The 11618-nt window shown below is 65.4% G+C and carries 11 protein-coding genes; 7 read left to right on the top strand and 4 right to left on the bottom strand.

The genetic code is table 11. The annotated features are described in order from the left end of the window. Positions 1-11: 11 nt before the first annotated feature. The 5 genes from M3O59_RS09410 (at position 12) to M3O59_RS09390 (ending at position 3713) form a co-directional block, all read left to right on the top strand. The gene (locus M3O59_RS09410) at positions 12-809 is read left to right on the top strand and encodes an enoyl-CoA hydratase-related protein (protein ID WP_116905488.1); all 798 of its coding nucleotides are present in this window, start codon (positions 12-14) and stop codon (positions 807-809) included. Positions 810-855: 46 nt separating this feature from the next. Continuing rightward, positions 856-1752, top strand: a complete 897-nt coding sequence (locus M3O59_RS09405; RefSeq protein ID WP_116905487.1) for a hydroxymethylglutaryl-CoA lyase — start codon at positions 856-858, stop codon at positions 1750-1752. Positions 1753-1889: 137 nt separating this feature from the next. Beyond that, complete coding sequence (locus tag M3O59_RS09400) at positions 1890-2660, top strand: SDR family NAD(P)-dependent oxidoreductase (RefSeq protein ID WP_116905486.1); 771 nt, start codon at positions 1890-1892, stop codon at positions 2658-2660. 100 nt (positions 2661-2760) lie between these two features. Beyond that, complete coding sequence (yeiP, locus tag M3O59_RS09395) at positions 2761-3327, top strand: elongation factor P-like protein YeiP (protein ID WP_064634963.1); 567 nt, start codon at positions 2761-2763, stop codon at positions 3325-3327. Further along, positions 3327-3713 carry a hypothetical protein gene (locus M3O59_RS09390; protein ID WP_181920502.1) on the top strand — a complete coding sequence of 129 codons (387 nt, stop codon included), beginning with the start codon at positions 3327-3329 and terminating at the stop codon, positions 3711-3713. Before yeiP ends, M3O59_RS09390 begins: the two co-directional genes overlap by 1 nt. A 392-nt stretch (positions 3714-4105) precedes the next feature. Here the strand turns inward: M3O59_RS09390 and M3O59_RS09385 are convergent, their stop codons facing one another. From M3O59_RS09385 to M3O59_RS09375, 3 genes are read right to left on the bottom strand one after another with little or no spacing between them, the layout of a single operon-like run. Next, positions 4106-5965 (bottom strand): DUF7844 domain-containing protein, encoded by a 1860-nt coding sequence (locus M3O59_RS09385; RefSeq protein WP_064634965.1) that lies wholly within the window; start codon positions 5963-5965, stop codon positions 4106-4108. Beyond that, positions 5962-6261 carry a DUF2388 domain-containing protein gene (locus M3O59_RS09380; RefSeq protein WP_064634966.1) on the bottom strand — a complete coding sequence of 100 codons (300 nt, stop codon included), beginning with the start codon at positions 6259-6261 and terminating at the stop codon, positions 5962-5964. Before M3O59_RS09380 ends, M3O59_RS09385 begins: the two co-directional genes overlap by 4 nt. A 34-nt stretch (positions 6262-6295) precedes the next feature. Then, positions 6296-7714, bottom strand: coding sequence for an FAD-binding oxidoreductase (locus M3O59_RS09375; protein WP_249046907.1), 1419 nt, complete (start codon positions 7712-7714; stop codon positions 6296-6298). 207 nt (positions 7715-7921) lie between these two features. On the opposite strand from M3O59_RS09375, the gene serA reads away from it, so the two are divergent. Beyond that, positions 7922-9163 (top strand): phosphoglycerate dehydrogenase, encoded by a 1242-nt coding sequence (serA, locus tag M3O59_RS09370; RefSeq protein WP_116905483.1) that lies wholly within the window; start codon positions 7922-7924, stop codon positions 9161-9163. A 194-nt stretch (positions 9164-9357) separates the two neighbouring features. Here the strand turns inward: serA and M3O59_RS09365 are convergent, their stop codons facing one another. Next, a complete protein-coding gene (locus M3O59_RS09365) occupies positions 9358-9942 on the bottom strand; it encodes an NUDIX hydrolase (protein WP_064634969.1) in 585 nt (194 codons plus the stop codon). 142 nt (positions 9943-10084) lie between these two features. Here M3O59_RS09365 and M3O59_RS09360 point away from each other — a divergent pair, with 142 nt between their 5' ends. Then, positions 10085-11557, top strand: coding sequence for an amino acid permease (locus M3O59_RS09360; RefSeq protein WP_181920501.1), 1473 nt, complete (start codon positions 10085-10087; stop codon positions 11555-11557). Positions 11558-11618 lie beyond the last annotated feature (61 nt).

Below are 11618 nucleotides of genomic sequence, written 5' to 3'. Positions count from 1 at the left end.
ACGTTGACGCAATGCAGGACACCGGCTTGATCGTGGAGGACCAGGGAGCGGTCCGCACCGTGCGACTGCACCGCCCGGCGGTACACAACGCGTTCGACGCGACCTTGATCGCCGCGCTTACCGACGCGTTGCGCCTGGCTGGGCAAGCGCCCCAGATCCGCGTGGTCGTGCTCACCGGTGCCGGCGCAGCCTTTTCTGCCGGCGCAGACCTGCACTGGATGCGCGGCATGGCAACCGCCAGCGAGGCCGAGAACGCTGCCGACGCACTGGCGCTGGCGCAGCTGATGCGCACCCTGGACGAACTGCCCAAACCGACCATTGCGCGCGTCAATGGCGCCGCGTTCGGTGGTGGGGTCGGTTTGGTGGCGTGTTGCGATATCGCCATCGGCTGCACCGAAGCGCGCTTCGGCCTGACCGAGAGCAAGCTGGGCCTGCTGCCGGCGGTCATTTCGCCGTATGTGGTTGCGGCGATCGGCGCGCGCCAGGCGCGGCGCTGGTTCGCCACCGCCGAAATCTTCGATGCCGGCACCGCGCAGTTGCTGGGGCTGCTGCATCAGTTGGTGGCCGCCGACCAGTTGGATATCGCCGTGGAGCGGCAGGTGCGTCTGCTGCTGGCTGCCGCCCCGCTGGCTGCCGCCAACGCCAAGTCGCTGGTGCGCTCGGTGCTGCCGGCAGCCGACCGCGATGCCATCGACGCCGCCAACGCCGCCTTGATCGCACGGTTGCGCGTGTCGCCCGAAGGCCAGGAAGGCCTGGGCGCGTTTCTCGACAAACGCAGCGCCGCCTGGGTGCCGGAGAGCATGGCATGAGCACCCTGGCGGTTGTCCGCACCGCTGCAGGCAGCGGGGCTCGGACATGAGCGACTTCGTGCGCATTGTCGAGGTCGGCCCGCGCGACGGGCTGCAGAACGAGGCGCAACCGATCGCCACCGCGGACAAGATCGCCTTGATCGATCAACTCTCGGCGACCGGCCTGCGCACCATCGAGGCGACCAGCTTCGTCAGCCCGCGCTGGGTGCCGCAGCTGGCCGACGCGGCCGAGGTCTTTGCCGGCATCGCGCAGGCGCCCGGCATCGCCTATCCGGTGCTGGTGCCGAATCTGCAGGGCTACGCGCGCGCGCGCGCCGCCGGCGCGCAGGAAGTGGCGGTGTTCACCGCGGCGTCGGAGGCGTTCAATCGCACCAACACCAACGCCGGCATCGACGAATCGATCGAGCGGTTTCGGCCGATCCTGCAGCAGGCCGCGCTGGATGGCGTGCGCGTGCGCGGCTACGTGTCCACCGTCCTCGGTTGCCCGTATCAGGGCGAGGTGCCAGTGGCCGATGTGGTGGATGTCGCACAGCGACTGTCTGCGCTGGGCTGCTATGAAATCTCGCTGGGCGACACCATTGGTGTTGGCACGCCGGTCAAGGCGCGCCAGATGCTGGCCGCGGTGGCGCAAGAAGTGCCGATGCAGGCGCTGGCCGTGCATTTCCACGACACCTACGGGCAGGCGCTGGCCAATATCGCGGCGTGCCTGGAGCAAGGCGTGCGCGTGGTGGATGCGGCCGTGTCCGGTGCGGGCGGCTGCCCGTACGCCAAGGGCGCCAGCGGCAACGTGGCCAGCGAAGACGTGGTGTATCTGCTGCACGGGCTGGGCATGTCCACCGGCATCGAGTTGCCCGCCCTCGCCCGCACCGGGCGCTGGCTGGCGCAGCTGCTCGGTCGCGACACCGGCAGCAAGGTCGGCAAGGCGCTGGCGGCCGCCGGCTGAAGCATCACTGCCGCAGCAATCCTGCATCACCCACCACCGCGATCACGCGGGGGCTTCGGCTAGAATTGCCGACCGCTTCGCCGATCATTCGCTCGCCGGTCTGCACCGGCCTTCAGCGCTACTCAGGGAACCACCGTATGCAGCCATCTTCTGTCCTTGCCATCGTCACCGGCGGCGTGTCCGGCCTCGGTCTGGCAGTGGCGCAGCGTCTTGTTGCCGACGGCGGCAAGGTCGCGCTGTTCGACGTCAATGCCGACAAGGCCGAGGCGGCGCTGGCGCTGCTCGGCGCCGGCAACGCACATTATTTCGCCACCGATGTCACCGACGAAGCGCAGGTTGTCGCCAATGTGGCGCAGGCTGCGCAGGCGCTGGGCGGGCTCAACCTGGTGGTCAATTGCGCCGGCATCCTGGGTGCTGGCCGCGTGCTCGGCAAGGACGCGCCGATGCCGCTGGCAACCTTCCGCAACACCGTGCTGGTCAATCTGGTCGGCAGCTTCAATGTCGCCAAGGCCGCGGCCGATGTGATGCAACACAATGCCGCCGGCGGCGACGGCGAGCGCGGCGTGATCGTCAACACCGCCTCGGTGGCCGCGTTCGAGGGCCAGATCGGCCAGGCAGCCTACGCGGCCAGCAAGGGCGGCGTGGTCGGCATGACCTTGCCAATGGCACGCGAGCTGGCGCGCTTCGGCATACGCGTGATGACGATCGCACCGGGCGTGTTCTGGACCCCGATGGTCGACGGCATGCCCGAGGCCGTGCAGCAATCGCTGTCCGCCTCGATTCCGTTCCCCTCGCGCCTGGGCCAACCCGACGAGTACGCCGACACCGTCGCCTTCATCCTGCGCAACCGCTACCTCAACGGCGAAACGATTCGCCTGGACGGTGGCGTGCGGTTGGCACCCAAGTAGCGGGGAATGGGGGATCGGGAATGGGGAATCGTAACGACGCCCTACTCTCAGTGCCCCGGCCCCGGCTTTTTCGATTCCCTATTCCCAACTCCCGATTCCCATGAAAGCTAACGACATCAAGAAAGGCAACGTCGTCGAATACAACGGCGGCATTTACCAGATCCGCGACATCGAACGCAGCTCGCCGCAGGGCCGCGGCGGCAACGTGCGCTTCCGCTTCATCATGTACAGCGTGCCGGGCGGAGTGAAAACCGACGCCAGCTTCGATGCCGACGACAACCTGCCGGAAGTGGAGCTGCTGCGTCGTCTGTCCACGTTTTCGTACAAGGACGGCGAGGCGTTCGTGTTCATGGACGACGAGGACTTCACCCCGTACACGCTGGACGCGGATGTGATCGGCACCGATGCCGGCTACATCACCGATGGCCTGACCGGCATCTACGTGCAGGTGATCGACGACCAGCCGGTGGCCGTGCAGCTGCCGCAGACGGTGACGCTGGAAGTGGTGGAAACTCCGCCGGAATTGAAGGGCGGCACCGCCACCAAGCGGCCCAAGCCAGCCAAGCTCGACACCGGCATGGAAATCATGGTGCCCGAGTACATCACCAACGGCGAACGCGTGCTGGTCAATACCACCACCGGCGAATTTGCCGGCCGCGCCGACTGATGCGTTGGTGTGCCGTTGCCATGACCTTGGGCGCTCTGGCTGCCTGCACCGCGCCACCGGCACCGACACCGGCCGCAACGGCCGCACCGGTGACCTGCACCGATCCCAAGGTGGAAGACGAATGGCTGCAGCATCCGGCAGGCCTGTGCGGCATGCCGGAGGATGTGCGCAAACTGGTGGACGACTACGACACCTGCGAGCACTTCGCCGGCGAAGAACCGTACGACGCCGACCGCCACCATGAAATCGAAGTCGCCGTGGCGCAATTGTGCACACCGGCGCCGGCACGGCTTGCCAAGTTGATGCAGCAATACCGCAACGACGCGCATATCAGCGAATGGCTGCGCCAGTATTCGGCACAAGCGGATCTGCAACCAGCCGGCTGAGGTATCTTTTCTCCCCTCGGGACATTGTCCTCCTTATGGGAGAGAAGCTGCTCTGCAGGGGCGGATGAGGGGCTCGGACTGCTTACTGAGGTGTGCCGGTGCATCCCTTCTCCCCACGGGACATTGTCCTCCTTTATGGGGGAGAAGGTGGCGCGCAGCGCCGGATGAGGGGCGCCGCAGGGAATTGGCAGTGGCCGCGATGATAAACGCGTCGCCACGCATCGTCAGAGGTGAATCACCGACGGCTTCACGCACTATACGCACCTCCGCGCCCCGGCCCGCGCTTGCGACGCGGGCGGTCCACGGCACGCGCGCCACTGGCGCGCGTGCCGTGCCTTCCCGCCCCGGGGAGAGGGGCTCGTACTGCGCACCTCTTCACGTAGCCCACTTCGCTATTGCACTTGAAAAGGGGCATCCATCTCCGACTGCGCTTGGTCGACGGCCGCATCGCCGCGCGCAAGCACACGCAGGCGCGCACGCAAACGTGCCACGTTCGCTTCGCCCTGCTCCAATCCATCGCGCAGGTTAGCCGGCAATTGCCGGCGTCCAGCCAGCTGCAGCTGTTTCCAGCCACCGACCAGCACCTCGCTGTCCTGCGCCACGCGCGCGCTCAATTGCTGCTGCTCACCTGCCTGCGGCAAGCCGTATCCAGTGCTCCCCAACAGGATGGCCGGATGACTGAGTTGCGCTTCGCGCGCGAACAGCGACTGCAGCTGCCCCTGCACTGTTTCGCGCCCGGCCATGCCCGCCTGCAGCAGGCGTTTGAGTGCATCGCGCGCCAGTAACTCCTGACGGCGCAATGCCGCCTGTTCCAGCAACAAGGCTGCTGCGGTTTCGCGCAGACCACCACGTTCCAGCCACTGTGCGCGTGCGCCAGGCGCAGCATCCAGCCACTGCGCGAGACTTGTTTGCGGCACCGGGACGCCGCGCCGAAGCACATCGAACATCGCCTGGTAATGCGCAGCGGCCGATTCGAAGTAATAGCCCTGCCGGATCGCCTGTGCAGGATCGTCCAGCACCTGCGTGTTGGCGATGCCAGCGCGCTGCAGGCGCTGGCGCACGCCGCGCGGCGTGATCGATGAGAGATTGGCCGCAGCCAGGCGTGGTACGCCGTCATGCAGCAGCTTGTAGGTTTCCACCGCGCAGTTGTTGCCGATGAAGTAATAGCGCCCGTCGTAACTCCAGTGCACTTGCGCGGCACGCGTCAGCAGCCCGGCGATCTCGTCAGGCGTCAGGGTCAGCGGCACCGACGACAAGGCGCGCAGTTCCACCTTGGTGTATTCGTCCACGACCTGATTCAACGGCAACACGAACAAGCGCGACGGGTACGAGCCGGTGAGCCCACGCCAGCTGGAAATCTGCACATCGCCGACGAAGGCACGAAACGAGAGCACGCGGTGGTACTGCAGATCCAGCCGGCATGCGGGCCCGGGCACGCGGCCGGGGGCGCAGATCACCAGCCGCAACATGCTGTGGCCCCAGCGGCTCATCGGCTGCTGATTGCCCTCGGCAAGCAGATAGTCCACCGCGTACACGCGCGCCGGGTCCAGGCGCAACAACGACATCGCACCGGCATCGTTGTCGGCTTGCAGATACGGCAGCGTGTTTTCGCACGGCACAACACCGTGCGGCTTACCAATGCGCTGCGCAAACCAGGCCGCCAGCGCGGGGCGCCGGCAAGCGTAGTCGGCGTCCAGGACGTAATGCTCGAGATTGACCGCCACGAACTCGGCCGGGCTGCGGCGCTCGTAGTCGTCCGGGCTGCGGTCGCTGAACTGATTTGCGCCACGCCCCACCCGCCACGGCCGCACCTGCCAGCCGGCAAGATCGCGCAGGCGTGGATCGCGCGACAACGCGCTGTTTGCGCTGCGATCGAGCACATGCGCCAGTTCGTGTATCAGCGCGGCCATCGCCGCACGCGTGGCCGGCGCATTGCTGTCGCCACGTGCTTCTTCGGGCTGCGCGCTCCATGCCTGCAGCAAGGCGCGATCGAGCAGGATGCGATTGCCGATGGCACGGCCATGCACCTGCGCCGGCAGATCGCTGCGCCATTGCAGCTGGATCGGTGCGCCAAGCCGCTGCGTCCAGCCCTGCGGCAGCCGCTGTGCCACGTGCTGCACCAGGGCATTGCTTGCTTCCATCTGCGCCGGCGGCAAGTCCGACGGAACAAGGTCGACCAGCAATTCGGCCTGCGCCTGCGGTGCGATCGAGGCGGCCAGCAACAGCCAACCGCACCGCCGGCGCAGACTCACTGGGCCAGGATGGACTGCGCCAATTCCAGGTCGCTGGACAGCCGCGCCGCATCGCTACGGCTACGCAACTGCAGCAATGCCGCTTCCAGGCGCGCGCCGCGGATGACGCCATCGCTGGCAACGAAACCGGCCGCATCTTCGCGCGCGTCCGCCACCACCTTGTCGTCGCCGGAACTGCTGCCGGAGGAATTGGACGAACCAGCCGACGAGGCACCGGCCGAGGTGCCAGCCAGGCTGGAGGCAAACGCTGCCAGCGGCAGCAGCGTCAAGGCGCAAAACACGAGGGAGCGCATCATGGGTTGATCTATTCCGTGTGAAGGTGATGGAAGACTAACCGGCAGGCGTGGCAACAGGCGCGCCTCCCATCTCGAACAGCTTGCCGGGATTCAGCAAAAGATGAGGATCGAGCACATGTTTGATGCCGCGCATCAAGGCGATTTCCTCGGCAGAGCGCGTACTCCACAAGTAAGCCTTCTTGACCAGACCGATGCCGTGTTCGGCGGAAATACTGCCGTCGAAACGCTGCAGGGCCTGCGCCAGCAATTTGGTGACCTGATCGCAGGCCGCAACGAAATCGGCCTGGCTGGTGGCGTCGGGTTTGAGCACGTTGATGTGCAGATTGCCGTCGCCGATATGCCCGAACCACACCACATCGAAGTGTGGATACGCGGCGCTGAGCAAGGCCTGGGTTTCGGCCAGAAACGCCGGCATCGCCGAAATGCGCACCGACACATCGTTCTTGTACGGCGTGTAGCGCGCCAGCGCTTCGGTGATGCCTTCGCGCAACCGCCACAGCTGCGCGGCCTGCGCATCGCTCTGGCTGATCACGCCATCGCTGACCCAGCCCTGCTCCATGCAGGTTTCGAAGGCGGCCATCGCCGCGGCCTCCTGCGCCTGGTCGCCTGCGGCAAATTCGGTGACCACGTAATACGGGTGAACCTCGGCGAATGGCGCCTGCGCGCCATGCGCAAGCACGTGTTCCAGCGCGCGATCGGTGAAGAATTCGAACGCTTCCAGGCGCAGCTGCGCGCGAAACGCGGCGAATACCTGCATCAACACCTCGAACGAGGGCAGCGCCAGCAGCATCACATTGCTGGGCGGCGGCGGGTCGGTCAACCGCAGCGTGGCTTCGACGACGATGCCAAGCGTGCCCTCGGAGCCGATCATCAGATGACGGAAGTCGTAGCCGCTGGAATTTTTCACCAGCGCATTGTTGAGTTCGAGCAGCTCGCCGCCGCCGCTGACCACCTTCAACCCGGCCACCCATTCGCGCGTATTGCCGTAGCGGATCACCCGGATGCCGCCGGCGTTGGTGGCGATATTGCCGCCGATCGAGCACGACCCACGTGCCGCGAAATCCACCGGATACACCAAGCCATGCTCGCGCGCGGCGTTGTGCACCGCTTCCAGCGGCATGCCGGCCTGCACGGTGAGCGTGCGATCCACCGCGTTGAACGCCAGCGGCTTGTTCAACCGCTCCAGGCTCAGCACCAGCTCGCCGTTGGCGGCCACTGCGCCGCCGGACAAGCCGGTGCGCCCGCCCGACGGCACCACCGCCACGCCCTGCGCGTTTGCCCAACGCATGACCGCCTGCACTTCCTCCACCGTGCCGGGCAAGGCGATCGCGAGCGGATTCGGCGTCCAGCGCCGCGTCCAGTCGCGGCCGTAATGCTCCAGGTCGGCCGGCTCGGTCTTCAAACGCAACGCAGGCACGGCCTGTTGCAACGAAAGGATGCGGGGATCGGTCATGGCACGCGGCGTTGCAGTAGGAACCGCACAGCGTGCCAGCGCCAGCCTGCCCCGTCCAGCCGCCGCACGCGCTGCCGAGGTAGCGTTGGATTCAGCTGAAACCGTTACGCCGCAAGGGCTTCGCCGGCGCAAACACAGCGTTGCGGCCACCCAATCGCACACCCCATCTGGCATAGTTGCCGACCCGATTGCTGCATTGCGCTCCCCATGTCGCCGAAGAAAACCTCGTTTCCCAAGCAGGACATCCGCGTCCTGCTGCTGGAAGGCATCAGCCAGACCGCCGTGGATGTATTCCGCGCCGCCGGTTATTCGCAGATCGAGCTGCACGCCAAATCGCTGCCGGAAGACGAACTCAAGGCGCGCATCGCCGAGGCGCATATCGTGGGCATCCGATCGCGCAGCCAGTTGAGCGCCGAGGTACTGGCGCACGCCAAGCGCCTGATCGCGGTGGGTTGCTTCTGCATCGGCACCAACCAGGTGGATCTGGACGCGGCAGAACTGGCCGGCATCCCGGTGTTCAATGCGCCCTACTCCAACACCCGCAGCGTGGCCGAACTGGTCATTGCCGAGGCGATCCTGCTCCTGCGCGGCATCCCGCAGAAGAATGCGCAATGCCACCGCGGCGGCTGGTCCAAATCGGCCACCGGCAGCCACGAAACGCGCGGCAAGGTGCTGGGCATCGTCGGCTACGGGCATATCGGCACCCAGGTCGGCGTGCTGGCCGAATCGCTGGGCATGCAGGTGATCTTCCACGACATCGAAACCAAGCTGTCGCTGGGCAATGCACGCGCGGCGATCGATCTGGACGACCTGCTGGCGCGCGCGGACGTGGTGACCTTGCACGTACCGGAAACACCGTCCACCAAGGACATGATCGGTGCGGCGGAAATCGCCCGCATGAAACCCGGCGCGCATCTGATCAACGCTTCGCGCGGCACCGTCATCGATATCGATGCGCTGGATGCAGCGCTCACCTCCGGCCACATCGGCGGTGCGGCGGTGGACGTGTTCCCGATCGAGCCCAAGGGCAATGGCGATGCATTCGAATCGCCGCTGACCGCGCACGACAACGTGATCCTCACCCCGCACGTGGGCGGCAGCACGCTGGAAGCGCAGGACAATATCGGCATTGAAGTCGCTGCAAAACTGGTGCGCTACAGCGACAACGGCAGCACCTTGTCGGCAGTGAACTTCCCGGAAGTCACCCTGCCCGAGCATCCCGACAGCCTGCGCCTGCTGCATATTCACCGCAACGTGCCGGGCGTGCTGTCCAAGATCAACGAGCTGTTCTCGCGCCACAACGTCAACATCGACGGCCAGTTCCTGCGCACCGACCCCAAGGTGGGCTATGTGGTGATCGATGTCAGCGCCAGCGAGCCGCAGGCCACCGCACTGAAGGAAGGCCTGGCGTTGATCGAAGGGACATTGCGCACGCGGATTTTGTATTGAGTCGATTCCTTCTTCCGTCGGGAGAAGGACCGCGCAGCGCCGGATGAGGGTATGGGCGAAGCGTATTGAAGTTTAGGTACACGTAGGCTTCGCCCCGTACCCTCACCCCAACCCCTCTCCCGACGGGAGAGGGGCTTTATGAGCAACGCACTCACTTTAGCTGCGCGAAGCGCCCAGAAAATCTGGCCTTTTCATCAACTCAACTGCGCCATCCACTTCTTCGCCATCCGCCGCAGCGACGGATCGAGGTCGGGCTCGGCCAGCAGTTCGCCGACCGGGCGCCACGCCAGCGCCAGCGACTCTTCGCTGACCTCGAACGCCTCGTCCGCACCGGCCACCACCACGTAACGCGCATCAAAGTGCCAATGCCCGGCCACGTCGCCGCGCGCCGGAATCCAGTGACGGTCCAGATCGAACAGCGCCGCATCCGCCAGCCGCAAGCCGCTGAGCCCGGACTCCTCCTCCGCCTCGCGTAACGCCACCTGCGCCAGGTCGCGGTCGCCGTCGGCGTGCCCACCCAGCTGCAGCCAGCGCTGCAGCTTTCGGTGATGGGTCAGCAGTGTGCGTGTGCCGTCAGCGCTGACCACCCAGGCCGAGCCGGTGAAATGACCTTCGACACGCTCGCGCACGAACGCATCGGTGGCATCGTCCAGCAGTTGCGCGAACTGCTCGGCTACTTCGGCCTCGTTCGGCCAGCGTGCGCGATAGGCAGCCAGTTGCTGCCGCAGGGTTGCATCCACCATGTTTTGTTTCCGGTCGCCCTTCGGCCAAGCGGCCATTATCGCCATTCATGCTGCGTACGTGCTTGTCGTGAGCGTGTAGCTTTGGCAAGGTAGGCCGCTTGCCTGTCCCACCGGGATGCGGCGCACCACCTTCGCCCAGGCGCGCGCGCCTTAGCTTTGCCACTTAGGGATGTACCGAATGCTGAAGTCTCTGTTGAGGGTCAAACCGATCGAGCCCGCTGGCCATGTCGATGCCGGCGAACCGGTCGAAGGTGGCCTGCAAGGCGAAGCCACGCTGCAACGGACCCTCACCGCCAAGCACCTGATCATGCTCGGCATCGGCGCGGTGATCGGCGCCGGCATCTTTGTGATGACCGGCCAGGCGGCTGCCAACCATGCTGGGCCAGCGGTGATGCTGTCGTTCGTCTTCGCAGGCATCGCCTGTACGTTTGCCGGCCTGTGCTACGCCGAATTCGCGGCGATGATGCCGGTCTCTGGAAGCGCTTACTCGTATTCCTACGCCACACTTGGCGAGGGCATCGCCTGGTTCATTGGCTGGTGTCTGGTACTTGAGTATCTGTTTGCAGGGTCAAGCGTCGCGGTGGCCTGGTCGGCCTATCTGATCAGCTTCATCACCGGAACGCTGGGCCTTCCATTCCCGACAGAGCTGACCAACGCCCCGCTCGCCTGGATCAACGGTGAATTTGTCGCCTCTGGCAACATCCTCAACCTGCCTGCGGTCCTCATTGTGGCTGCAGTGAGCGGGCTGTGCTACGTCGGCATTACCCAGTCAGCCTTCATCAACGCGATTGTGGTTGCGATCAAGATCGCAGTCATTTGCCTGTTTGTCGGCTTCGGCGCGGCATACGTTGACCCGGCTAACTGGCATCCTTTCATCCCCGAAAATACCGCCCCCGGCGTCTTTGGCTGGAGTGGCGTGTTCCGTGCCGCCTCAATCGTGTTCTTCGCCTACATCGGCTTCGATGCGGTATCGACCTCGGCTGGCGAGACTAAGGATCCGCAGCGCAACATGCCAATTGGCATCCTCGGCTCGCTGGCGGTGTGCACCATCATCTACATCATCGTCTGTGCAGTGTTGACTGGATTGATGCCCTACACCCAGCTGGGCACCGCCAAGCCGGTGGCCACGGCGCTGGAAGCGCATCCGCAACTGACCTGGCTGAAGACTGCGGTGGAGATCGGTGCGATCGCTGGCCTGTCCTCTGTGGTGCTGGTGATGCTGATGGCCCAGCCACGCATCTTCTACACCATGGCCAAGGATGGGCTGATGCCCAAACTGTTTGGCAAGGTACATCCGAAGTTCCATACGCCGTATGTCGGCACTGTGATCGTCGGCGTGGTCGCCGCATCACTCGCCGGGTTGATTCCGCTCAGCGTGTTGGGCGAACTGGTGTCGATGGGCACCCTGCTCGCATTCGCCACCGTGTGCGCCGGCGTGATGGTGCTGCGTTTCACCAAACCCGAGCTGGAGCGCCCGTTCCGGGTACCACTGGCGATGGTAATTTGCCCCTTGGGTACGCTTGCGTGTCTGGCCCTGTTCTTCCAGGCCTTCCAGGAGCACTGGAAGGTGTTCGTGGGTTGGACCGTGATCGGTCTGTTTATCTATTTCGGTTACGGCATTCGCCACAGCCGGCTGGCCCGCAAGGCCTGACCCTCTCAAGACCGGCGCCCCGCGCCGGTCTTCTCGTTCAATGATCGCGCGTAGCGCCAAG

The sequence above is a fragment of the Xanthomonas nasturtii genome, from assembly GCF_023337365.3.
Classification (GTDB): domain Bacteria; phylum Pseudomonadota; class Gammaproteobacteria; order Xanthomonadales; family Xanthomonadaceae; genus Xanthomonas; species Xanthomonas nasturtii.
This window is presented reverse-complemented; position numbering and strand designations above follow the sequence as displayed.